At 60.6% G+C, this 24,385-nt stretch carries 19 protein-coding genes; 10 read left to right on the top strand and 9 right to left on the bottom strand.

Annotated features, from left to right (window positions below; all coding sequences use genetic code 11):
• Positions 1-303 precede the first annotated feature (303 nt).
• From ACR2TX_RS09130 to ACR2TX_RS09120, 3 genes are all read left to right on the top strand, one after another.
• Positions 304-1,662 (top strand): SIR2 family NAD-dependent protein deacylase, encoded by a 1,359-nt coding sequence (locus ACR2TX_RS09130; RefSeq protein ID WP_434131879.1) that lies wholly within the window; start codon positions 304-306, stop codon positions 1,660-1,662.
• A 389-nt stretch (positions 1,663-2,051) separates the two neighbouring features.
• A complete protein-coding gene (locus tag ACR2TX_RS09125; protein WP_077729970.1) occupies positions 2,052-2,387 on the top strand; it encodes a hypothetical protein in 336 nt (111 codons plus the stop codon).
• Positions 2,339-2,962 carry a hypothetical protein gene (locus ACR2TX_RS09120; protein ID WP_434131877.1) on the top strand — a complete coding sequence of 208 codons (624 nt, stop codon included), beginning with the start codon at positions 2,339-2,341 and terminating at the stop codon, positions 2,960-2,962. The genes ACR2TX_RS09125 and ACR2TX_RS09120 overlap by 49 nt, the downstream gene beginning before the upstream one ends.
• A gap of 447 nt (positions 2,963-3,409) precedes the next feature.
• On the opposite strand, the gene ACR2TX_RS09115 is transcribed toward ACR2TX_RS09120, so the two are convergent.
• Positions 3,410-4,051 (bottom strand): hypothetical protein, encoded by a 642-nt coding sequence (locus ACR2TX_RS09115; RefSeq protein ID WP_434131875.1) that lies wholly within the window; start codon positions 4,049-4,051, stop codon positions 3,410-3,412.
• A gap of 489 nt (positions 4,052-4,540) precedes the next feature.
• Between ACR2TX_RS09115 and ACR2TX_RS09110 the strand changes: the two genes are divergently transcribed.
• The 3 genes from ACR2TX_RS09110 (at position 4,541) to ACR2TX_RS09100 (ending at position 6,051) form a co-directional block, all read left to right on the top strand.
• Positions 4,541-5,299: a dienelactone hydrolase family protein gene (locus tag ACR2TX_RS09110; protein ID WP_434131873.1), complete on the top strand. Its 759-nt coding sequence runs from the start codon at positions 4,541-4,543 to the stop codon at positions 5,297-5,299.
• Between the two features lie 82 nt (positions 5,300-5,381).
• On the top strand, positions 5,382-5,699 hold the full coding sequence (locus ACR2TX_RS09105) for a hypothetical protein (protein WP_086134049.1): 318 nt from the start codon (positions 5,382-5,384) through the stop codon (positions 5,697-5,699).
• A gap of 49 nt (positions 5,700-5,748) precedes the next feature.
• A complete protein-coding gene (locus tag ACR2TX_RS09100; RefSeq protein ID WP_434131871.1) occupies positions 5,749-6,051 on the top strand; it encodes a hypothetical protein in 303 nt (100 codons plus the stop codon).
• A 204-nt stretch (positions 6,052-6,255) separates the two neighbouring features.
• Here ACR2TX_RS09100 and ACR2TX_RS09095 read toward each other — a convergent pair whose 3' ends face one another.
• Positions 6,256-6,633 (bottom strand): thioredoxin family protein, encoded by a 378-nt coding sequence (locus ACR2TX_RS09095; RefSeq protein ID WP_077729964.1) that lies wholly within the window; start codon positions 6,631-6,633, stop codon positions 6,256-6,258.
• A 69-nt stretch (positions 6,634-6,702) separates the two neighbouring features.
• Positions 6,703-7,014, bottom strand: coding sequence for a Rieske (2Fe-2S) protein (locus ACR2TX_RS09090; RefSeq protein ID WP_077729963.1), 312 nt, complete (start codon positions 7,012-7,014; stop codon positions 6,703-6,705).
• 521 nt (positions 7,015-7,535) lie between these two features.
• Here ACR2TX_RS09090 and ACR2TX_RS09085 point away from each other — a divergent pair.
• Positions 7,536-8,687: a Glu/Leu/Phe/Val family dehydrogenase gene (locus tag ACR2TX_RS09085; RefSeq protein ID WP_077729962.1), complete on the top strand. Its 1,152-nt coding sequence runs from the start codon at positions 7,536-7,538 to the stop codon at positions 8,685-8,687.
• A gap of 434 nt (positions 8,688-9,121) precedes the next feature.
• Here ACR2TX_RS09085 and ACR2TX_RS09080 read toward each other — a convergent pair whose 3' ends face one another.
• Both ACR2TX_RS09080 and ACR2TX_RS09075 read right to left on the bottom strand, forming a co-directional pair.
• Entirely contained in the window at positions 9,122-10,768 is a 1,647-nt protein-coding gene (locus ACR2TX_RS09080; RefSeq protein ID WP_077729961.1) for an alpha-keto acid decarboxylase family protein, read from the bottom strand.
• Positions 10,769-10,835: 67 nt separating this feature from the next.
• Positions 10,836-12,200 (bottom strand): APC family permease, encoded by a 1,365-nt coding sequence (locus ACR2TX_RS09075; protein ID WP_434131869.1) that lies wholly within the window; start codon positions 12,198-12,200, stop codon positions 10,836-10,838.
• Between the two features lie 315 nt (positions 12,201-12,515).
• Between ACR2TX_RS09075 and ACR2TX_RS09070 the strand changes: the two genes are divergently transcribed.
• Positions 12,516-13,964, top strand: a complete 1,449-nt coding sequence (locus tag ACR2TX_RS09070; protein ID WP_434131867.1) for a diguanylate cyclase domain-containing protein — start codon at positions 12,516-12,518, stop codon at positions 13,962-13,964.
• Between the two features lie 337 nt (positions 13,965-14,301).
• Here ACR2TX_RS09070 and ACR2TX_RS09065 read toward each other — a convergent pair whose 3' ends face one another.
• Positions 14,302-17,745 (bottom strand): HAD-IC family P-type ATPase, encoded by a 3,444-nt coding sequence (locus ACR2TX_RS09065; RefSeq protein WP_434131865.1) that lies wholly within the window; start codon positions 17,743-17,745, stop codon positions 14,302-14,304.
• Between the two features lie 347 nt (positions 17,746-18,092).
• On the opposite strand from ACR2TX_RS09065, the gene ACR2TX_RS09060 reads away from it, so the two are divergent.
• Together ACR2TX_RS09060 and ACR2TX_RS09055 are read left to right on the top strand one after the other, a co-directional pair.
• Positions 18,093-18,734: a YsnF/AvaK domain-containing protein gene (locus ACR2TX_RS09060; RefSeq protein ID WP_434131863.1), complete on the top strand. Its 642-nt coding sequence runs from the start codon at positions 18,093-18,095 to the stop codon at positions 18,732-18,734.
• A 53-nt stretch (positions 18,735-18,787) separates the two neighbouring features.
• Positions 18,788-19,879 (top strand): DUF2382 domain-containing protein, encoded by a 1,092-nt coding sequence (locus ACR2TX_RS09055; RefSeq protein WP_077729958.1) that lies wholly within the window; start codon positions 18,788-18,790, stop codon positions 19,877-19,879.
• A gap of 567 nt (positions 19,880-20,446) precedes the next feature.
• On the opposite strand, the gene ACR2TX_RS09050 is transcribed toward ACR2TX_RS09055, so the two are convergent.
• From ACR2TX_RS09050 to ACR2TX_RS09040, 3 genes are all read right to left on the bottom strand, one after another.
• The gene (locus ACR2TX_RS09050; protein WP_077728730.1) at positions 20,447-22,597 is read right to left on the bottom strand and encodes a molybdopterin-containing oxidoreductase family protein; all 2,151 of its coding nucleotides are present in this window, start codon (positions 22,595-22,597) and stop codon (positions 20,447-20,449) included.
• A gap of 39 nt (positions 22,598-22,636) precedes the next feature.
• Complete coding sequence (locus ACR2TX_RS09045; protein ID WP_086134041.1) at positions 22,637-23,314, bottom strand: DJ-1/PfpI family protein; 678 nt, start codon at positions 23,312-23,314, stop codon at positions 22,637-22,639.
• A 118-nt stretch (positions 23,315-23,432) separates the two neighbouring features.
• A complete protein-coding gene (locus ACR2TX_RS09040) occupies positions 23,433-24,383 on the bottom strand; it encodes an IS1595 family transposase (RefSeq protein ID WP_434131861.1) in 951 nt (316 codons plus the stop codon).
• Positions 24,384-24,385: the final 2 nt, after the last annotated feature.

The following is a 24,385-nucleotide window of genomic DNA, read 5'->3' as shown; positions in this document are numbered from 1 at the left end:
ACAGGCGAGTGCACGGCCACCCGGCCGGGCAAAGACGTCTTTGGAGGTCGCGGATCGAAGCCTCAAACGCGCCATGGGAGTGCGGCCTCTTTATGGCGTTTCGATTGTTTCGGTTGAGCCGACAAATTACCGGCTGGACGGGGCCGTTTCCTCTTGGCCCAGTCCGCCTAAAAATCCTTGACTCGAAAATTCGGCTTTTGGATCATCGACGAGCTACCGTCCCCAATCTGTTCATACCATTGCGTTTTTCATGCCCGTCAGGGCGGCAAATGCGCGATTGCTGCAATCGGAGGACACTTAAAGATGCCTCAAGATCGGTCATTGGTCCCGCGCCCGTCGGAGCAGCACGCCGCCTGGCAAAGAGCGCTGCACGGCGGCGATCTTTCGCGATTGGAACAGCTTGCTCTCAACGACGATCCGGCCGCCGCGCTGTTCGAGCTCGAAACCTACGTCAACGGGATCTACCGGGCCAGTCAGCATCCGCTATCCAACCGTCCGCTGCCCGATATCCGCTCCGAAGTGCGTCTGGTACTGCCTTACATCGAGGAGATCCGGACCCGGCTCGGATGGCGCATTCGGGAGTTCGATCTCGGGCTGCTGCGCCTGATTCGCCGATCGAGCGCGCTGTCGCCGGTGTTGGGAGCCGGAGTCTCGATGGGCGCCGGTGCGCCGTCCTGGTCGGATCTGGTGCTCTTGATGCTGGAGGAAACGCTCGACAAGGGCCTGGAATTCCATGAATCCGTGCCCGCCGCCGACAATCCTCCTCAAGCTCCGATCGAATTCCTTCCCGACGGCACCGTGCGCACCGGCGGGAGCGGCACCTGGCGCTTTGAGCAACGGGTCAGCGAAGTGAGGCGCTTTACCTCGGAGCAGGAGCAAATCGCACGAAGGATCTTCGCCGAGGTGAAGGCCAAACGCTCTTCCACCGATGTCGAGACCCTAATGCAGGGAGCGCAAGTGTGTTACGACCTTTGCGGTCAACACCTGTTTCGCCTGCTCACCAGGATTCTCTATACGCGCGCGAAAGAGCCCGGCGAGATCCACCGGGCCATCGCCGAACTGGCGCATGCGCAGGAGGTGCCGGTGCGCGGTCCCGGCCTGTTTCCGGGCTGGGACTCGATCATTACCTACAACTTCGATGCCCTCATGTCCGAAGCGCTCGCCGAACAGAAGATCCCGCATGCAGCCTGGGCCATGAAGGGCGATGAGCTTCGAGGCGACCCCGACGAACTGGCCCGCAACAGCCGGTGGCACCAACCGGTCTTTCATCTGCACGGCTACACGCCCAGACGCTTGTTTTTGATAACGGACGTCCGCTTTGTCTTTTCGACGTCCCAGTACCTGACGGTGTACAAAGGTCCGCGATCCAGGATTCTGGAGACGGTTTATCGGGGATTTCTGGCCAATCCGGTACATATCGCGCTCTATATCGGTTGTTCGTTCACCGATGACGCGATGAACGACCTGCTTCGGGAAGCCATCGCGGAATACCCGGGCCGCTACCACTACGCGCTCCTGAAGTGGCCGCACGACAGACAGGGGAAGGAACCGGCCCCGGACGAGATCGAGGCGGAATCGGCCAAATACCTCGAATTCGGCGTGCGTCCGGTATGGTTCGACGATTTCAAGGAATTGCCGGGTTTGATCCGGCACTTGCAGTGATGATGGCTTCGGTAACGAGTGTACGTGCCGGTGCCGTGTGCGCCCTTGCTGAATGATCATGCGCGCTCGTTGCCGGCGATCAACACACCCAATCGCAGGCGTTTCGGCGCGCATGAAAGCGTGCGGGCATTTCCGATCTTCGCATTCGTGGTCTTCGTCAGGAGGCCGCTTCGCGTTTTTTCCAAGATCATCAATCGCTCAGCTTCGGGCGGGTCGCGCCGACATCAGCCGTTTTCGGAAACAGTGCGCTGCTCGATAAGAGCGCGATCAGCGTCACCGGCAGCTAACTCTCGGCGGGAAATGCGGGTAATAATAAGCCGTCCCGGTCAAGGCCAAAGGTCGTCTTGGTCCATCGACCGGTCGAACCCGACGGAATTGCGTAGAAAGCGATGAATAACGTTACTTCATTGATTCGATTGATCGACAACGGGCTCTCGACCCAAGTGATGCTTAACGACGGCGGCATGATCTTCGGGTTTTGGCCGCACGACATCATCGCGCGGGGAAATGTAGAGGCGGGGGTTGTCGTGGTAAGGGGGATGGTTTGCGTTGACTGTCAGCCGCCGCAGGACCGCGTCATTCCGCTATGCGACATCGGCGGCGTGTTCAGCGAGCGGCCGCGACAAACCTTCATGGCTGACCCGGCGTTTTTCCAGCGCAACCCGGTACCGAGGGGATGGACGACGATTCACACCTTGCTTCCGAGTACCGTCGCCGCGCGCTGAGAAGAACCGGATCAGGCCGGCATCTCCCGAACAATCCAGTGGTTTATGTTGAGCTCTCTCTTAGCAGGGAGGGGAGCGACAATGCGCACGGGCACATTAAAGGCAAGATTATGGCTTCGTTAGTAAAACATATCGCTTCGATTGAACTGGCGCCCGCCAAAACTATGGGACTCAACGACCTGGGCGTTCCCATCGACGAGACGACGCAGGTGAAAAAGGGAAAATTGCAGGAGTTCCTGCAAACCCTCGACACCGACGCCGTTGCCCGTCGTTACCAGAATGTCCGTTTCACCGCGGTCAAGACGACCGAAGCGGGCCGCCTGTTTTCCAAGTTATTCATCCAGTTCGAAGTGTTCGGCGATGACTGGAGCAGCCGTTGCGACAACACCGGGGTCGATTACGTGCTCTACCGAGGGGACAAGGTTTTGCACCACATCCATCAGGGGAGGATCTTCCTACCGTATTGCCGCAGCTGGTATGAAAACCAGTACGAGCACACCATTCCCAACGGGGTATTCGACGAAGTCACGCGCATCGAATTTGTCGCCAATGCCGATGAAATGCAGCCTGGCTGACAGGAAAGACGAAGCCCGCGCGGTTGCGGCGGCAGAGAAGCAGGCTCACGCCAACATAACGCGGGCGCCGGGCTCCCTGCCCTGTGCTTAAGGTGCGTCCGAAAACAATGTTCCGATTCGTATATCTGGTGTAGGGTGGGTTAGGCGCGCACTCCCACGAAGCATTCGGCAGTCACGGAACTCTTCGCGCGCCGTAACCCACCGGTTGCGCGGCCTTGGTCGGTGGGCTACGGCGCGCGGAAACACCAAAGGAACTTTGCAGGTGTCGTGCGATACGCGCCTAATTCCATTCGGCATTCGAGTGAACATTACGTAGGGTGGGTTAGCGGAGCGTAACCCACCGATTCGAGGTCGCTCGGTGGGTTACGGCCGCGCGGCCTAACCCACCCTACTACGAAATCGTTTTCAGATAGAACAGAATGTTATCGGCGACCAAGTCCGTAACGATCAACTGCCGTTTCCGGTGTCACCGGAGCCGGTTTGCTTTTTCCTCGCGATTGCCTCAGCCAGGTGATCCGCCGCGGCGGTGATTGCGGCGGCGCGCCGGTGCATTAGAGCCAGCATCTCGTTCAGCAAGACTTGAGGATCGTCCTCTACCACGCTTTCGCCCACCAGCCAGCAGGCCAGTGCGGGTTCGTCCCGGCCCAAGGCCCGAGCAGTGTCCCGCTGCCAATCGCTACCGAACAGAAACCGCGCCGCATTGCGAAACAGGTCCCGCTCGGACGCATCGGGGTCGAATACGCGCGTGGCGGAATCGCCCGTCGACGGGTTTGACTCATCCGCACGTGCGTCGAGTGGCGGCTCCTTTTGAGCGGGCGGAGCAGGCACTCTGAACTCCTCGTGAGTGGCCTCGGCCAGGCGCGAGATTTCAGGCAACACCGAACGTATCAGCTCGGCGCCGGCCAGGGGCACCTTCCAGTGGCGTTTCTCGGGAACCCATTGCACCTTCGGAACCCAGCGCAGCATCCGGTGCAGCGTGTCGCTATAGCCCGCCTTGATGATGATGCCATCATCGGTAACTTGTACCCACGGGTTCGGCGGTAAGGGGTTGGCCGCCAGGGCGGCGCGCGCTTGGTTTTCGTCAGTCATAAATTCGGTACGGAGACTTGGCCTCGACAATCAAGTGAAGCGAATAAGGTAACGCAGCCTGTCAACCTGGAAACGGCAGTTCAACCTGCTCGAGTGTGCGGCTGGCCAGGTTCTTTTGTTCGAACAAACCCGCCACAAGTGTGGAGAATTGTCGACTAAATTACAAGGTTATTTGTATGGAAATTAGCTGCGTTGCAATACTCCGCAGCCATCGGCAAGGCCGGAGCGGCGATAAAATTCGTTCATCCGCCCGCTCGTAGTGCCTTATTTTTCCGTCCCGCAACAGCAAACTCGACTGACCGCTCCCGCCCTAATCACACCGAAAACATCTGCCTCACGCACTCAGACCACGGTTTGGCGCGACAACTGCTTAGTTATTCAAAAAGGCCCGAATCGTCCCGTTTGCCGGAATGTGCTTCGTCTATACGGCGTCGATGTGACGGCCTTCGCAAGGGTATCGATGAGGATTGACAGATTGCGGGGTGTGCGATGATCGAGATTTCTGCGGCCGACGGCCACGTATTTTCCGCTTATCGGACCGAGCCGCCGGACGCGCCCAAGGGCGCGGTGGTGGTGCTTCACGAGGTGTTTGGCGTCAACCGGCACATTCGGACGGTGACCGACGCATTCGCGGCGAAGGGTTATATGGCCATCGCGCCAAGCCTCTTCGATCGGGTAAAAAAAGATGTCGAGTTGAGCTATGACGACGCCGGTGTTGCCGAGGGTCTGGATCTCGCGCGGCAGGTAGGACTGACGAACGCCATCGCCGACATTCAGGCGGCGGTCGATGCCGTCGCCAGTACCGGCAAGGTGGCTATCGTCGGCTACGATTGGGGCGGCTACCTGGCTTACCATGCGGCCAACATGGTGAAGGGACTGGCTTGCGCCAGTATCTATTACGCCTGCGGGGTGACCCAGGATTTATACGGAAAGCGGAAGATTCAGACGCAGCTGCATTTCGGGTCTCTCGATCCGTATATCCCTTTCGAGCTGGTCGTTCAATTCCGTTCCGCCAGACCGGACGTCAGCGTTTACGATTATCCGGCGGGACATAGCTTCAACTGTGAAGAGCGCGATACTTACGACGCTTCGGCGGCCCAGAAGGCATTCGAGCGTACCTTGACGCTGATTTCCCACAACTTGGAAGGCCCGCCTCCCGTCACCCTGAAGAACGCGGGAAGCTACGCCTCGGCGAAAGTCGAGAAGAAGAAAAAGCAGGCTTCGGACGACCTCGGACCGCCGCTGTAACGGGAAAGGTACGAAATCCCGAGCAGTTTCGGCGTCTTGAGTTCGGAGCCCGCCGAGAGTTTGAGAAAGAGTCGGAGTGGTTATGACGGTCATCGAGCGCAATTTCGGGAAGAGAACACGCCAGACGATAAGGCGCTTCGGGGAGCTCTTGTGCCTGGATGCCCTGCATGAAGCCAATATCAAGGCTAATCCGGTGCCTTACCTCGAGCGGGCGAGCGAACGCATCTTTCAATTGGAACGGGCTTTATTCGAAGCCGCCCAGGCCGTCGCGCCACCGGCGGAAGTCTCTCCGTCAGGCGAGTGGGTTCAAGTCGACAAAGCGGAGTACGAACGCCTACTGCGCTGCCGCGACATCGTCGAAAAAGCGCTCGCCGAGCATGCGAGGGATGAGGAGTTTTAATCATCGGGCGCGGCCCGGTGCTCGATTTTTGGAGACTTTTGTTATGGCCATGAATCTTAGATCGTTTTTCAACGGCCCCGAGTGGGCGGAAATCGGCATTCCAGACTGGTTTAAGGGACGGGCTGAGGCTTTGATCGCCCAGCTCGGCGACGACCATCCCGATGTCCAGGTATTCAAGGACATTCTTGCCGCCGGGCGGATCGGGCAGGAGGCCGTGATGCGTGCGGATAAGCTGGCCGGAACGACCAAGAACGCCGATGTCTTTCTCCTCGCCGTCGACATCGCGACCCATGGATTTACCGTATTGCAGGTGATCGCACAGATGGTTCCCCTGCGCCGGAAAGCAGCCTAGGGGCTTTCCGATCACGTACGCCGGAGCCCGGCCGCCCCCGTGCTGCCTGCCGGCAAGCCCACCGGTACGTGCTCATTCCTCCTGTGACTGGGAGTTGCGTACCGCCGGGGTGGCGGGAAACCGGGAGAGGTCGCGCCAAAGCGGTCAGGACATCCCCTGCCCCACGAGCTGATCGGCCGGATAAAACAGAATGCAGCCGGGCGCTCAGCCCGAAACCGCGGCCTTGTCCCGAGCGTCGAGTTCCGCGCGGATCTTATCCATGTCCAGCGCCCGGACATGCTCGATCACTTTTTCCAGCGAACTGGCGGGCAATGCGCCGGATTCGCGAACCACCACGATCCTGTCTCGCAACACCATCAGCGTCGGCACCGAGCGGATATCGAATCCTTGCGACAGTTGGCGTTGTTGATCCGTATCGATCTTGCCGAAAAACAAATCGGGGTGTTTTTCGGAGGCGGCTTCGAAAACCGGCGCAAAGGCGCGGCACGGCCCGCACCAGGTTGCCCAGAAATCCAGAACGACGATGGGATGGGTTTCGATCACCTGCTGAAAGGTGTCGTCGGTGACTTCGATAATGGCCATGACTCAAATACCAGGGCTGTTGGGGTGGAGAAAGAGGTCGGCGCAGGTTCGCTGCACCGATGGCGAAAGCTAGCCGGTGATGTCCACCTGCACCATGCCGTTCTGCAGGCGCATGGGATATTCCTTCATCTGCCATCCGGCAGGTTGCAGAGACTTGCCGCAGCGACCGTCGAACACCCATCCATGCGCGATGCAATAAAGAATTCTGCCGTTGAAATCGCCCTGGCCCAGGGAAACGCCTTCATGCGGACAACGCGCTTCATAGGCTTTCGGCTCTCCGCCGTCCGGCCACATGATGACGATCTCTTTGTCGCCCACCTTGCAGGGCACCAACTCCCCTTCGCCGATCAGGCTTTGTTTGCAAACGTCTTCATAGGCCATAAAGGGTCTCCGGATGATTCAAACCAGGCCGGGGTCGATCGAAATGCGCCATTTTCGGTTCAGACAGGACCATGCCTGCAACGACACCGTAGGAGCGGCCTCTTTGCACGGTATCCAGATTTTTTGTGGCGCGTATGTATTGGAAGCGATAAACATGCCATCGGTTTGCAACGGCAATTTCTCAATGATTTCAGGACGATCGTCCCTCGATGCAATGTCCGGAACTGGACAAACCCGACAAACCTGATTGCTGTTTTCCGAAATCGGCAGAGCCTTACGACTATCTTCTTGAATGATGCGGCGCCTTACTCCCGCCTGGCACGCATGCAGGGTGACGAAAAAAGAGGCCGGCAGGACGGTCGGGAGTTTGGCCGAACGATAGGCCTCTCATTCAGAAAGCAGAACAGTGATAAAGTTGGTCGTAGTGCGTAGGCAGGGCTTCGCTCGGAGAATTTCCTGAACTTGGCCTGTCCGCGCGGCCTCCTTGACTGGGCATCAAACCGGCACATCGGTGAATCGAGATGAACGCGAGCGATGTTTTTGGGTTTGCGGACGCATTGGGTCCCGCCAGGATCATTCACGTTTATGAACCCTCCGCAGGGTTGAAAGGCATTCTGGTCGTAGACAATGTTGCGAGGGGTCCCGCCATCGGGGGATTGAGGATGGCGCCCGATGTCAGCGTGGCGGAATGCTTTCGTCTCGCCCGGGCGATGACGTTCAAAAACGCGGCCGCCGGTTTGCCTCATGGCGGCGCCAAGTCCGTCATTTTCGGCGATCCCAAAATGCCGGGACCGGATAAGGAAAGACTCATCCGCGCTTTCGCCTCGAGTTTGAGAAACGAAAGGGATTATATTTTCGCGCCCGACATGGGTACCGATGAAAACTGCATGGCCTGGGTGAAAGACGAAATAGGCCGTGCCGCGGGTTTTCCCAGCGATCTGGGCGGCATTCCGCTGGATGAAGTCGGCGCAACCGGCTGGGGGATTTATCAGGCCACGGAAATTGCGGCGCGCTACTGCAATATGAAGATCGACGGCGCCCGAGTCGTGATCCAGGGGTTTGGCGCCGTCGGCCGGCACTCGGCGCGCTTTCTGGCGCAAGCCGGGGCAGTCTTGGTCGGCGCATCCGATAGTCGGGGCGCCGTTTACAATCCTCGCGGCCTGGATGTCTCGGCTCTGATGGAACTGAAAAAGACGGGAAAGAGCGTTTCCGACGTTACGGCCGGGGAGAAACGGGACCGGGACGCCGTGATCGACATGGAATGCGATATCTGGATTCCCGCCGCACGGCCGGATGTGATCAACGCGGCGAACGCATCGCGTCTCAACACCAAACTGATTGTCGAGGGGGCCAACATCCCCGTCACCCCCGAAGCCGAAAAATTCCTGCACGAGCACGACGTGCTCTGCGTTCCGGATTTCATCGCCAATGCGGGCGGCGTGATATGCGCTGCCCTGGAATATCGCGGCGTCACTCAAGCGATGGTATTTTCGTCGATTGGGGAAAAAGTGCGAAGCAATACGGAGCAGGTCTTGGAGGCCGTCAGTACCAAAGCCATTCTTCCGCGGCACGCCGCTTTGGAGCTCGCCGAGCAACGGGTCAAAAAAGCCATGTCTTACCGGCGCTGGTCTTTATTTTCCTCGGCGGATGATAATCCTAGAAGCGGCAGTTGACCGCTTCGATGCACCAGAAACGCCCGATGAATCCTGAACGCTCGGTCTGGTATCAGTCTCACCTGGTGGGTGAAACCGCTACGCACCCGATTGCACGACGGGCGGGCCGCCTGGCGGCGTTGCTCCTTCTAACAGGGGCCGACCCTGCCGCGTCGTCGCGCCTGGCCAGTCGACCCACCCGCCGCACACTCGAGTGCGTCCAACTGCCGTTTCTAGGATAATAGCCGTAGGATGTGGTGAACGAAGTGAACCGCATCGTTCGAGCGACCTCGGATCGGCGGGTTACGCTGCGCTAACCCGCCCTACAATAAATATTCATTTGAATACCGAATGGAATTACTTCACCCAAAGGCGCTTTCCGGTCGCCGCTCAGAACAGCAGCGATGGCCAGGAGCGGGTAGTCCAAGTTTGGTTCGTTTTTCGCTGACCCAGCTTCAGCCCTTGACCCTGGATTTCAAATGCTCCGCAAGGCGCCTCATGGCCGACGAACTGTCATCGGGCGCAAGGCGAACATTGATGATGCTTGGCGTGGCGCGGTCTGCGAGCGATTTGACGAGCGCCTCCTCAAACGCTTCCTCATCGGGCGCATCGTATCCGTTCAGCGGACCGAAAAGCTCGCCCAGCCGGTCGAAACGCCAACAGCCGATGTCGTTGAAAGGCCCGTCGAGGATGAACCGTTCGGTGCTGTAACCGCAATTGTTGAAAACCACCACGATGGGAGCCAGGCCGAAGCGTACGTGCGTCGAAAGCTCGGTGCCGGTCATTTGAAACGCGCCGTCTCCGACCAGGATGAGCGCACGATGATCCGGACGGGCGATTTGCGCGCCGAGCGCGGCGGGCACCGCAAAGCCCATCGTGGTATAGAAAGCGGAGGACAAGAACTCGCTCCGCTCGTAGACCTGTAGGTCGATCGCGGCAAACAGGCAATCGCCCACGTCGCAGACCACGATCATGTCGGAGGTAAGCGCCCGATTCAGCCGTTCGATCAAACGGGCGATCGTCATCGGCCGGTTCGGTTCGGGAAACCCGCTCGCTTCAGGCACGGCGGGCGCCGCCGGGAAGGTTTCGCTCCGAGCTTTCACCGAGCGCGCCAAGGACATGACGAAATCCGACAGGGTGACGCGGGGATAGCGGTGATAGCGGATCACGACTTCGTTCTGGGCCGCGCGCACGATGCGATGGGGATCGAGACGCGCGGTGTAGATGCCGGTATCGATGTCGTTCAAGGTGACTCCCAGCATCAGCAGCAAATCGGATTGCTCCACCATGTAACGCGCGTTCTCCGAACTCATCGCGCCTTCATAGACGCCGAGATAGGCCGGGTGCCGCTCGGCAATCACCGACTTGCCGGTCAACGTGGCCGCCACCGGCAAGCGTGCCCGTTCGACCAGTTCGACCAGAGCGTCCTGAAGTCCGCGTCGATGCAGTTCGAGGCCCGCCAGAATCGTCGGCGATACCGACTTCGTCATGAGCTCCGCGGTCTCGGCGACCGCTTCCGATAAGGCGGCTTCATCGCTCGAAGGCTCTTCGAGCGGCTCTTCCGGCACCGAATAGCCTTCAGCCATGACCAGATCGCGCGGGAGCTCGATGTAAACCGGTTTGCACGACCGGCGGGCGGTCGCGATGGCGCGGTCGATTTGGCGAAAGGCGATGACCGGGTCATCGAGCACGACCGTGGCGCAGGTGATGCGATCGAAAATCTCGCGCTGAAACGTGAAGGGGCCGAAGCGGTGATGAATCAGTGGATCTTCTCGCTGTTCGCGCACGCCCGGAGCACCGCTGATGACGACCACCGGCGAGGACTCCGCATGGGCACCGGCGACCGCGTTGACCGTATTCAGCGCTCCCACGCCGTAAGTCACCGCCAGCGCGCCTATGCCCTGGCAGCGAGCATAGCCGTCCGCGGCAAAGGCGGCGGTGTCCTCCCGCGTGGTGCCGATGTGCTGGATCGGGCTTTTGACCATCAAATCGTAGAAGCCGAGCACATAATCGCCGGGAACGCCGAAGATATGTTTGACACCGGCATCGTATAGACGCTTGAGGAGGTATTGTCCGATAGAATCCGATTTTGCAGTGCTCATGACGATTTCTCCGGTACTTTCAAATTTGACTGTTTTGGCCGCTTCCGATTGCGTATCCGTAAGTCCATCATCGTTTCCGGGCCAGCCTCGGCCGGCCGATCCACCACCGGTTGACTCCCCACAACACGATGCCGACGCCCAGCAGCGCGAGCGAGATCGCGTAGTCGCTGGCCGGCCGTGCGGATAGTACCGGTAGAGCCAGATAGCCGCAGAAAATCGCGCCAAGCACGGGCGTTCCAGGCGGCGCCCGGAAGTGCGCATGCTCGACTTTCTCCCGGCGCAGCACCAGACAGGCGATATTGACCCCGGTGAAAACGCACAGCAAGAGCAGGGCCGTGGTGCCGCCGAGCTTCCTCACGCCATCCTCGCCAGCCGTAACGACCAGCGCGACCGCAATCGCGGTGGTGAACAGGATCGACACCCATGGCGTGCGCCGGGTCGGATGCACGGCGCCGAACACCGGCGGCAGAATCCGTTCGTTCGCCATGCCGTACAGCAGCCGGCTGGCCATCATCATGTTGATCAGGGCCGAGTTGATCACCGCAATCAGGCCGATGCCGGCAAATACCTTCAGCGGAAACGCCGGCGCACCCACGGCGACCACCTTCAAAAGCGCATCGGATCTGGCGGCCGAAAGCGTCTCGGCCGGAATCAGCAGCGAAGCGGTAAGCGCCACCAGCTCATAAATCAGGGCCGCGGCAATCAGCCCCGACAGCAACGACCGCGGGAAAATCCGCGCGGGGTCCCGGCACTCCTCCGCCATGTTTACCGCGTCCTCGAATCCGACCATGGCGAAGAAGGCCAAGGAAGTGGCCGCCGAAATCGAGAGCAGCAGGTTTCGGTCCTCGGTGTCGAATTCGAGGAGCCGGCTAGGCTCGCCTTGACCGCTCCCCGCCGCGTACACGCCTATGGCGATGACGATCAAGAGGCCCGATATTTCGACGCCGGTCAGTACCATATTGATCTTCACCGACTCGGCCACCCCTCGAAAGTTGATCAGCCCGAGAACGAGGAGAAAACCGACCGCCACCGGCAGCACCGGCCAGGGAGCGAACGGCTGGAGGTAGGTAGCGGCGAATGCGCGAGCCGCCGCCCCGGCGGCCGTAATGCCCGAACTCATCACGGCGAAGGCGACCAGGAAGGTCAGGAACGGGATTTTAAACGCCCGCTGGGTGTACAAGGCCGCGCCGGCCGCGCGGGGATATTTGCCGACCAGCTCCAGGTAGCTGAACGCGGTGAGGAACGCGACTCCGAACGCTACGAGAAATGGCAGCCACAGCGCTCCCCCGATCTGGCCGGCCACGCTGCCGACGAGGGCGTAGATGCCGGTGCCGAGCACATCGCCGATCACGAAGAAGAACAGCAGCTTGGGACCTATCGCCCGCTTCAGCGCCGGCCGGCTCTCAACCGTGCGCTCGCCGGTCTCGCTCATCTCGTCGTCTCGCCATAGCGGACCCCGGCACAAAACAGCACCCGAGAATGTGTTTCGGCGATGCTCCGATCGTTCCCTTGCGGCACTGGGTGCTCCGAGGCAGTAATCCGCATTTCTCACGGATAGAGTGTGCATTAAGAACCGAAAACCGGGAAACTTGTTTTACCATGCTCGTTATCAGGTTATTGCTAAAATTCCATTTAACAAAGGCGCAGGTTGAAATGCAGTAAACTTATCCGCCACCTTAAAAACGCAGTCCTCGTGATCCCCTCGACGGTCCAATCGAAGCTCGTTGCCGCACTTCAGCACAAACGAATGATACTGGCTCGCGTGCTGACGCTTATCGTGATGTTGAGCGTCGGCGGAGTCGGGGAATATATGGTACGGCTGGAACGACAAAACGCCGAACGCGAGCAGCGCAGCCAGGTCATCAGCGAAGTCGGTCAACTCAGAGCCGCGCTGGAAAGCGAGCTTAACGCCACGCTGTTTCTGACGCAGGGCATGATCGCCTATGTCACCACACGCTCGACCCTCGAACCCGAGGTGATCGAACCGATGCTCAAAACGCTCTACGAGTACGGACGGCATGTCCGCAACATCGGACTTGCGCCCGGCAATCGCCTGACCTACATCTATCCGCTCGAGGGTAACGACAAGGCGCTTGGACTCTACTTCCCGGATGTGAAGGAGCAGTGGCCCGCCGTCGAGCGAGCCATCCGCGAACGCAAACCGCGACTCGCCGGCCCAACCCAATTGAAGCAGGGCGGCGTGGGCCTGATCTACCGGATTCCGGTATTCCTCGGCGCCCAGGGAGACTATTGGGGGCTGCTCAGCATGGTGATCGATATCGAAAGCCTGTATGCGCGCGTCGGCGTAGCGCCCAATGTACGGGGATTACAGCTTGCCTTGCGAGGCAGGGACGGCACCGGTTCGGAAGGAGAAACCTTCCTGGGCGACGACTCGTTATTCGATACCGATGCCATTATCGCCGAGGTCATTACACCGGGCGGAACCTGGGAACTGGCAGCGCGGCCCGACCGTGGCTGGGGCCGAGGCGGCCACTTCGGCTGGCTGCGCGGCGGCTTCTGGCTAGTCGGAATCCTGTTGGGGGGCGCCTTGCATCAAGTCCTGCTCTTCGCCGTCCGACGCGAACAACTCTCAGAGCAGCTGCGAGAACGTACGATCGAACTCGAACAAAGCCATGCCATGCTCATCGCGGAAGTCGACGAGCGCAAGCGTCTCGAAGAAGAACTGCGCCACTTCGCGTTTTATGATGCTTTGACGCGGCTGCCCAATCGCCGTTTGTTGCTGGATCGCCTTCATCAGGCGCAGCTCGCGAGCGCGCGCCAAAGATCCCATGTTGCCGTGATGTTTCTCGACCTGAACAATTTCAAGGAGCTCAACGACAATCACGGCCACGATATCGGCGACCAACTCTTGATGGATGTCGCCCGACGCCTGCAAAGCACTGTCCGGGAAAGCGACACGGTCGCGCGTCTCGGCGGCGATGAATTCATAGTGATGCTGGAGGGACTCGGCCCGGAGGCGGAAAAAGCGCGGAATTACGCCGCCGCCCTTGCCGACGATATCCGCAATGTGCTGGGTCAAGAATACGTCCTGGGCGATATCCGGCACCAATGTTCGGCAAGCATCGGCATCAAGCTGTTCCTGGGCACTAACGAGGACCCCGACCAGATTCTCAAGGATGCCGATATGGAAATGTACCGAGCCAAACAGCGTTCCGGCAGGGTGGCTTGGGGCTGAATGTAAACGATCGATGACGGTAAGACACACTGTCGGCAAAGGATTGCCGACCTACGCCCCTATGGCGCGGAGGTCGTAGGGTGGGTTAGGCGCACTATACCGCCGATCGATGCCGAACACTGCGCTTCACGTGCGCCGTAACCCACCATAGTAGGTCGGAAATCCCTTTCCGACACACGGTCGGCAAAGGATTGCCGACCTACCATCCTAGAGCAGTTTCCGTTCGTCGCTCAATCGCGGGCTAAAGCCTGCTCCCACAGGCCGTAAACCAATCCGACAACCACCCTATAATCCGGCAGAAACGGCATGGCAGTTGGCGCATGGCCTCCCCCTCGGCTTATTGGATGATTTCATGGCGAAAGGAAGACGCGTCTTCCAAAGGTTCGATATGGGTCACGATGAGGAGATTCGGAATGACCTCGCGGATATCGGACTCGATGCGCTCCAGGAGTTCGTGTCCCTCCTGGACCGTCATCGCGCCGGGTACGAGCACATGCAGGGTGATCAGCCGCTGGGTGCCGGCGACGCGGGCGCGGAGGTCGTGGAACTGGATGCCTTGCCGCCGGTAGTTGTCGAGAATGCGTTCGATGCGATGGCGTTCCTCGGGAGGTATGGCGGCGCCGAGCAGCCCGGAAAGCGAGCGCAGTATGAGCTGGGTGCCCGAGACCACGATATTGAGGGCCGCCAGAAGCGCGATGGCCGGGTCCAGCCATTGCCACCCGGTCAATGCGATTCCGCCCAGCCCTGCCAGTACGGCGCCGGTGGTCCAGACGTCGGTCATCAAATGCTTGCCGTCGGCCTCGAGCGTGATCGATCCGGACCGGCGTCCCGCCCGCAGCAGCACCCTGGCCACCGCCAGATTGACCAGCGCTGCCGCCACCGAAACCAGCATGCCCAGATTGATCGCCGCCAGCGCCTGAGGATGCATCAGGCGATCCCAGGCCGCCCAGGCAATGCCGGCGGCCGCCACGACAATCAGCGCGCCCTCGAAACCGCTGGAGAAATATTCGGCTTTACCGTGCCCGAACGGATGGTTCTCGTCGGCCGGTCGCGCGGCCAGCGTGAGGACGACCAAGGCCGCCGCGGCTCCGAACAGGTTCACCAGGGATTCGGCCGCATCGGACAGAAGCGCCACGGAACCGGTCACGAGATAGGCGACCGTCTTCAACGCGATCGTCACGAGGGCCGCGAAGATCGATAGCCAGGCATAGCGGGTGAGCGGGGCCTCCGGCGATCGCGAAGCGGTTACTTCATTCCGACCATCCTCAGCGGCGCGACGAAAATAGCCGGCGAGAAAATTACCCGCCGCCCGGACGAGACGCCTCGCCGCATAGTACAGAACCATGGGGCCGGCGACGGATAACAGCCCGCCGAACATGGCGATCAGCCAGTCGTCCCGGTGTAAGGGTTGCAGACTCAAACGCGCGGCCAGCCAAGGCGTCTGCACCAGAACCAGCGACGATCCGACGGTCGCAACGACCATCAGCCAGGCGGTCTTCGTCCGCAAACGGCTCAGAACGGCAGTGGCCGCCGCACTGGCGCAGGTCAGCGCCACCATCGCCATGGCGCGCGCATGTTCGACACTGCCGCCCGGCAGAAGGCTGCGGTCGTAGGTCCACAAGATCAGCGCAGTGATCAGAGCTCCGATCGTGGCGATCAGGAACCACTCCCCACCCGAGAAAAATCGCGCCTCCCGGCGCTTCGGCACCAGCCGTAGCGGCCCGCGCGCCGGCAGTTCCTGAAACACCAAAAGCGCCGTCGGGTGGATGAGCGTCTCCAGCCAGACGATATGTACGGGCAAGTACAGGATGGGATGCCCGATCAGCGGAATGAAGGTGGCCGTAATGACCAAGGGGATGTGGATCAGCAGCAGATATTGGAAGCTGAGCTGGAGATTGCGGAATAGCTGCCGCCCCTCGGCGATGGCTCGGACGATGGTGCCGAAATTGTCGTTGAGCAGGACGATGGAAGCGATTTCTCGTGCGCTGCGGGTACCGCGCTCGCCCATGGCGATGCCAATGTCCGCGGCCTGAAGCGCCGGAACGTCGTTCACGCCGTCGCCGGTGACGGCCACGATCTCGCCTTCCGCCTTCAATGCCCGCACCAGGGCCAGCTTCTGGGTAGGCAGGGCGCGCGCCACCACGTCGACATCCGGACGAAGAGAGGCACCATCATCGAGACGGCGGACCAGTTCGTCGCCCAGAACGATGCCGCCCTTCATCCCGATCTGCCGCGCCACGCCGCCCGCGGTCGCCGGGTGATCGCCGGTGACCATCACCACGCGGATGCCGGCGGCGCGGCATTCCCGCACCGATTCGATCACGCCGTCCCGGATCGGGTCCTCGAAAGCCAGCAATCCCAGGAACCGGCCGCCGCGGTCCGGTTCGCCGCCGCTCCAGGCGCCATCCAGATGCCAGCATGCGCAAGCGAGCACCTTGTGGCCTTCGGCGGCCAGGCGGTCGACCCGCGACGCCCAATCGGTCCGTTCCACCTCGCTAAGGTTTACCAGCGCCAGCAAGACTTCAGGAGCCCCCTTGCTGGCCACGTGTATCCTGTCGCCGATCCGCACCACCACGGTTTCGCGGCGGCGCTGCTCGGTGTAGGGATAGGTCTCGAGCACGACATCGGCAGCGGCCGAAATCGCACGTTTCTGAACGCGTTCGAGGATCGCCGTATCCATGGGATCGCCGGATTCCGCACGGGACGCAAACGCCGCCCATCGGAGCAGTTCATCTTCGGAAACGTCCGCGCCGGGGGCCAGATGTTCGAGCCGAAGACGGCCCTCGGTAATCGTGCCGGTCTTGTCGGAACAGATGCAGGTGATGCGACCGATGTTCTCCACCGATACGCCGCGCCGGACCAGCGCCTTCCGCCGCGCCAGCCGATACACGCCGACGCCCAGAAACAGGGTGAATACCACCGGAAACTCTTCGGGAAGAGCCGCCACCGCGAGGGTCGCCGCGCTGACCAGGGCGTCCACCCAGCCGTGGCCTTGATGCAGCCGCACGCCGGCCAGAATCAGGCAAAGCACTCCGGCAGCCGCGATCAAGAGCGTCACCAGGTTGGAAATGGCGGTCTGCAACGGCGTGCGCTCCCGTTCGCCGGCGGCCGCGGCACGGACGATCTCGCCGTAAAGCGTTTGCCCGCCCGTATACACTACAGTCATTTCCGCCTGGCCGGTCAACAGGCGGGTACCGGCGAATCCCCAATGCACATCGTCGATCCAGGCTGATTCGTCGAATCGCAGCGGCATTGCTCTGAGAGCGTGCTTCGGCACCGGATACGCTTCTCCGGTCAGAGACGATTCATCCGCCTGCAATTGCTCCCCGACGGAGATCAACCCGTCGGCCGGAAAAGCCTCGCCGGTCTCGATCCGCACCCGGTCGCCGGGAACCAGCTCGGAAGCGGAGATTTCCAATAGCGCACCGTCACGGACGACACGGGCGGTCTGAGCAAGCTGCCGGCCGAGTCCTTCAGTCGATACCTGTGTCCGGCGATGCAGAAAGGCATCCATGCCCAGCAACGGCAGAATGGCCGCCATTAGCGTCATCGCCTCGGCATAACTGCCGAGCACGGCATAAATGAGACCGGTTCCGACCAGGAACCAGATCATGGGGTCCTTGAGCGTATCGCGCGCCAGTTCCAGCCACGGACTGCCGGCGATTTCGAGAATGTCGTTCCGGCCATATCGTTTTCTGCGTTCGGCGATATCGATAGAGGACAGTCCGCGTGGGTCATGCGGAAGATCCTTCATTCGTACAGCGGGAATATCGCGACGCATGGCGGTGACGGTCTCTTTGGAAGGAAGCGGCCGGCCGAACCGGGCATTCTGGATAGTTGGCCCCGTATTATCGGCGTCGATGCCGCCGAATGTCACCGTTGCCGTCGCGACACAAGACCTGGATGGTTCTCCGCGTGCAAATAGCGTCGGAACTTGGCGGTTCGCGGGGAACTCCGCGATGCTGTCCGTTTCCAAATAGAAACATCGGCGTTACTTGATAAGGAATCGAGACATCAGGATGCAAAGAGGAATCACTTTAGTCTCGCCGCGCGAATCCGCGTTCGCGGGTGTACAGAATCCACCGCCCTACCAGTCCGAATCGGAGACCTCAAGCTAAGCCGTACGCCATGGAAAGCTCATTCCAACCCGGTGCGGTAGTCGTCAGCAGAGACGGTTTACCGGGTTTTGTCGATCCCGCATTCCTTCCCGTCAACGAACAGTCCGTAGTGCAAGTGCAATTCGAGCGCGGCGAACGGCTGGTGATCCCCGTGAACGTCCTCGATCGGCAGGAAGACGGAACCTATGTTCTGCCCATGACCTTGGCCGAAGCCATGACCACTTGGCGGGACCCGTCGGAAAACGGCGAAACGCTGACCATTCCCGTAGCGGAGGAACGACTGGTACGGCAAATCCGCAAAATCGAAACCGGGCGGGTGCGCATCACCAAACGCATTTCTACCCGGGTCGAAGAGGTCGATGATCCACTAATCCAGGAAACGCTTCATGTCGAGCGGGTCGCCGTAAACCGTCCTATCGATGAGCCGGTGCCCGCCCGGCATGAAGGCGACACGCTGATCATTCCCGTATTCGAAGAAACCCTGGTAGTGCGGAAGCAGCTGATTCTGAAGGAAGAGCTGCACGTGACCCGACGCAAAACGGAATCGCACCGGCCGCAACAAGTGACCCTGCGGCGCGAGGAAGTGTCGGTCGAGCGGGTTCCTCCGGAGAGACAGACGACGGACCTTGAACAGCCTGGAGTCTCAAACTGAGATGCCTCAATGTTTTTGATCGTATTTTTTAACGTTCGGACGAGGAGAAAGCCATGATTAACACAGTGGTTGGATTACTGGATAACCGATCGGAAGCCGAAAAAGTCGTGCACGACCTCGAGCGTGAAGGCTTCGGCCGAGATCACATTCATGTCATGACCAGCGATGTCGAATACGAGCGCGAGCTAGGCGCAGCCGGTGGAGCCCAGAAGGAATCCGGCCTCCGCTTCGTCCTTTCCAAGCTCGGGCTGCTGGAAGAGCGCCGGCATGAAATCGGGCTTCCTGCGGAGGACATCCGTTATTACTCTGAAGGCGTACGCCGCGGCGGCCTCCTGGTCACCGTCGAAACCGACGAAAGCCACGCCGACCGTGCTGCAGAGATTCTGGAGGAACACGGCGCGGTGAATATCGAGGAGCGCGCGGGTCAATGGCAGCAGACCGGCATGACACAACAGCCGACCATGGGCAAAGCGGGCACTACTACAGAACCTATGCGTACCGCCGAGGAAGCGAAAATCCCGGTCGTCGAGGAAGAGCTGAAAGTGGGCAAGCGCGCCGTCAAGCGTGGCGGAGTCCGCGTCTATACCCATGTCAAGGAGCGGCCGGTTGACGAAGACATCACTCTGCGCGAAGAGCACGTCAACGTCGAACGCCACCGGGTCGACCGTCCCGTGTCGGACGCAGACATGGCAGCCTTCAAGGAAGGCACCATCGAGCTCACCGAAACGGGGGAAGAAGCTGTAGCCTCCAAGGAAGCACGGGTGGTTGAAGAAGTCACCGTCAGCAAAGGCGTGACGGAACATATCGAGACCATCCACGATACACTGCGCCGGACCGAAGTCGACGTGGAAGAATTCGGCAGAGGCGCAGCCGAAACACCGTCCGGCTTCGAGCGTTTCGATGCCGATTTTCGCCAGCACTATTCGACCCATTTCGGCAATCAGGGACAGCCTTATGATCGGTACCTGCCCGCCTACCGCTTCGGCCACGCGCTGGGTAGCGATCCCGCCTACTCCGGCAAGGACTGGGCAGCGCTGGAACCGGATGTCCGGCGTGTGTGGGAGAAAAAACAGCCGAGCAGCAAATGGGACCAGATGAAAAACGCGATCCACTATGCTTGGGAACGCGCGCGGGGTCATCGCTGAATGCATCCGGCTCGCCTAACCCTTTAGGAACTTCCTGAGAAAGCCCTCTCCCCTCTGGATGGCGTCGCGAAAGCGCCCCCGCCACTGGGGAGAGCACAGCTGCCCGGTCAGGCTGGAATCCCTTCCCAATCGCAAACGGTCGCTTTAGTCGCGACCCTTCCAATCGCAAACGGTGTCTCCGGGAACACCAAGGCGACGATTTCCGACACAAAGCCCGTCGGCAAAGGGTTACCGACCTACGGCTGTAGCACCCTGTAGGTCGGGAATCCTTTCCCGACGCCACGTCCCGGCCGAGCGTCTTCGTCGGCAAAGGATTGCCGACCTACGTTCTCCCCTCCTGGAACGAATCCGTACACCGGGATGGAAAACGCTCTAAGTACATTCAGGGAATGTCTTGCGGCATAGGCAACCTGCAGGACAACCCCGCCAATCAAGCCAATCTGTCGAGATTCCGCAAATATTTGCGGAATGTACTTAGCAACAGGTCGACCATGCTCGGTCAACGACCTGCCCCGGCGGCCGTTAACGAGAATGAGCGCGTGATGATCCGGACGTGGATCCTGCTCGCTATTGGAGCCGGACATCCGCCCGCCACACCTCGACCAGATTGTCCGAGAACGTCGGCGCATGACCGAAGTTGCAGTAGGCGGCCGAACTGATCACATTGACCGAGCCGTCGCTGCGATTGCGGCTCCGCCAGTATCCGAGAGTCGCGACCACCACGCCCGGCGGAGTATCCTCGGTAACCCGCGCGTCGGCTTCGAATTCGCCGCGGTCGTTGAATACCTTCACATTATCCCCTTCGCGAATGCCGCGCGGTTCGGCGTCGGCCGGGTTGATGAGCACGAATTGCTCGCCCTGGGCGCGAATCTTGTGCTCTTCGTTCGCGTAACAGGAGTTCAAAAAGCCGTGGCTTTTGGGCGAAAGGATATTCAGCGGAAACCGTTTCGCCCGCTCGGGATCGCTCTCCGGCCGCTCGCGGCAGAGCACGTAATCGGGCAAGTCGTCGATCGGTTCCGCGCCTTGGCCGCTTTCGTACATCTGTCGGAAAACGGCGCCGACGAAATTGCCCTGCGCGGCGCCCGAGGCCTTGAACTCGCACTTTCCCGAGGGCGTCGGGAAGTTGCCCTCGGCGTGCGGCGCCGAGGTTTCCGGTTTGCCGCCTCGGATATGGGCGTAACCGCGCCGCTCCAGATAAGCCAGGTCGATGTCCCGAAGCTGCGGCGCATTCCAGTCGACGTAGTGTTCGATCATCTCGCGATCGCTGCGCGTGAACTGTTCGTCGTCGAATCCCATGACTTTTGCCAGGCGCCGGAACAGCTCGGTGTTGGGCACGGCTTCGCCCGAGGCCGGGACGGCTTTCTGGTTGAGGGTCAAATAGAGGTGGCCCCAGGACCACATGATGTCGTCCATTTCCCCCGCCATCGCGGCGGGCAGAACGATATCGGCGTAGGCGGCGGTGTCGGTGATGAAGTGCTCGCTGACCACCGTGAACAAATCCTCGCGCTTCAGGCCCTCGACGATCCTGTTGGTTTCCGGCGCCTGCGACACCGGGTTGGCGTTGTAGACCATCAGGGACTTGACCGGCGGCGCGAGCGGCATGCGCCCTGTCAGCGCGTCGCCCAGCTTCAGGATGTTGATCACGCGGGTCCCCGGCTTGATCCATTCCGGCCGGCACACCCGATCCCAGTGAATCGGAAATTCCCAGACCGGCATTTGTAGCAAGCCGCCGCCCACGTGTCGCCAGGCCCCGGTCAAGGCCGGCAGACAGCACACCGCGCGGATGGTCTGCCCGCCTCCGTGATGACGCTCCAGCGCGACGCCTATGCGAATCGCCGCGGGCTGGGTCGTGGCATATTCGCGGCTCAACTTCCGGATGTCGTCGGCGGGAATGCCGGTGATTTCGGCTGCGTACTCGGGCGTGTAGCGCGCCGCCCTCTCCTTCAGATCCTCGAATCCGATCGTGTATTGGGCGATATAGTCGCGATCCAGCAAATCTTCGGCAATGATCTGATGAATCATCGCCATGGCCAGGGCGCCGTCGGTGCCGGGCTTCGGGGCCAGATGCCAGTCGGCCTGCTTGGCGGTGCGGGATTTGTAGGCGTCGATCACCACCACCTTGGCGCCGTTTTTCTGCGCCTCGTGGACGATATGCCAGTGATGCAGGTTGGTGCTGACCGAATTGCAGGCCCAGATGATGATGTATTTCGACTGGGCGAAGCTTTCCGGATCGACGCCTCCGGTGGGGCCGACCGTGAGCAGCCAGGCGGTGGACGAACCGCTCGCGCAGAAGGTTTTTTCCAGCACGCTCGCGCCCAGCTTGTTGAAAAACGCATCGCCGACGGTCAGGCCCTGAAGAGTGCCCTGGTTGCCCAGGTAGTTGTAGGGAAGAATCGCTTCCGCGCCGTACTCGTCGATGATGGCGGTCCAGCGGGTCTTGATCTCGTCCAGCGCCTCGTCCCAGGAAATCCGCTCGAACCGGCGCGAGCCTTTCGGCCCCACGCGGCGCAAGGGATACAGCACGCGCTCCGGATTGTAGTGATGGTCGTGGAAATCCTTGAGCTTGGTGCAAAGGCCGCCCCGCGTTAGCGGATGATCGGGATTGCCGCGCACATTGACCAGCCGGTCGTTTTCGACTTCGTAGAGCATCGCGCAGGTGTCCGGGCAATCGTGCGGACACGCGCCGAATACGGTTTTCTTCTCGCTGGCAGCTGCCATTTCTTCTCCTCCGGTCAATCGTTTTTATACAAATTTCAATCAAGATGACGCATGGGAATCGTCATACTCGATGTCCGTCGCGTACACATCGTAAGCCTTGCTGTATTCCATGACCCGAGCCACCTCCGCGATGAAATCTTCGCCGTACCCGGCCCGGCGCAGCAGGTGAAATCCGACTTCCATGCCCGAACTGATGCCGCCGCCGGTAACGATCCGTCCGGCGTCGACCACCCGCGCCCGGCTGATGCGGCAGGCCGGGGCCAGCTCGGCCAGGCGGTCGATGGGCACTTTGCCCGACGGGGATTGTTCCACGCGATCGGGCTCCTTGCGGTTGGTCGCCGCTTTTCCGTCCAACAGCCCCATCTTGGCGTAAATCCAGGAACCGGTGCAGACCGAAACCAGCAGGGTTCTCTCGGGCAAGCCGCGGATGAACTCGTGCAGATGCCCGTTGTTGATTTCCTGCCGCGTGCCGAAACCGCCCGGGATCAGGAAGGCGTCCATGTCGGGCCGGTCCGCAAAGGAATAGTTGGGCAGCACCGTAAAGCCGGCCTGCGCCTGCACCGGACGCAAGGACTCGGCGATAAAGAAAGCCTCCAGCTCGGGATCGAATCGCCGGGCGACCGAGAATACGCCATAGGGCGCTGCGAAGTCGACGATTTCCAGATCCTTGCAGATGTAAATGCCTAATCGGAAACCGGGTTTAAACGTGTAACTCATGGTTGTTTCCTTGTGCTGGTCGAGGAGCAATCCGCCATGTAGACAGACCTGTCTACAGCATTGATGAGACAGACCATTCTGTCAATAATCCCGTAAACGCTTTCAAAACCTCTCCTGATTAGCGATGAACTTCAGCCAAGCGAATTTGCCACTCGGGTCGAGGCTTAGCGAACGCCGCGGCGCGCGCCAGCCGTTGAAGCAGGGTTTTGAGATTGAAACGCCGATTGAAGCGGTATTGGAACTCGGCCAGGTACCGCTGGGCGTATTTCTCGAATTTGAACGCGTGATAGGTGCCGGAAATGGCTGTCTTCAGGTTGCTCAACAGCGTATTTACCCAATGGAACTCCGGATGTTGCGCCGACTGCCGCCCAGAGCCCAGGATCAGGCGATGATGGCAAGCGACGACCTGGTGCAGCCTCCGAAACCCGCTCAGGCCATCGGTGAGTGCGTAGGTCGACGGGGCCAAGGCGCGTTTGGCCCAGACCGCGACAGCCTGCTGCGTGAACGGCAGGGGATCGACGCGCAGGAACAACGGACGCCCGTCGTCCGTGGTTTGTACCGCCATCACAAAGGCCAACTTGTTTTCGGAGCCACGCCCCGGTTTCCCCGGCCGCTCACCGCCCAGGTAGGCATCGTCGATCTCGACCCGCCCGGCCAGCTGCCGATCCGTTTCCCGTTCCGCCATCACCTGGATCAACTTGTGCTTCACCAGCCATGCCGTGCGATAACACACCCCGAGATGGCGCATCAGTTCCGGTGCCGAGACATTGTTCTTGGCCTGGGTCAGGAGATACATGGCCAGAAACCAGGTGGTCAGCGGCAGCTTGGTCGCTTGGAAGATCGTCCCGGCGGTCAGCGTCGTTTGGCTCCGGCAGTGTCCGCATTGCCAGTATTTCCGCCCGATCCGTTCGAACACCGTGTGGCGCGCGCCGCCGCAGACCGGACAGCGGAAACCGTCCGGCCAGCGCAGGGCCTCCAGTGCCGCTTCGCACTGCGCTTCACTGCCGTATTGCGTCAGAAACTCGGCTAACGACAAACCCTTTTGAAATTGCACCCGGTTCATAGGCATGG

The sequence above is a fragment of the Methylocaldum sp. GT1BB genome (assembly GCF_051027545.1).
Lineage (GTDB): Bacteria > Pseudomonadota > Gammaproteobacteria > Methylococcales > Methylococcaceae > Methylocaldum.
This window is presented reverse-complemented; position numbering and strand designations above follow the sequence as displayed.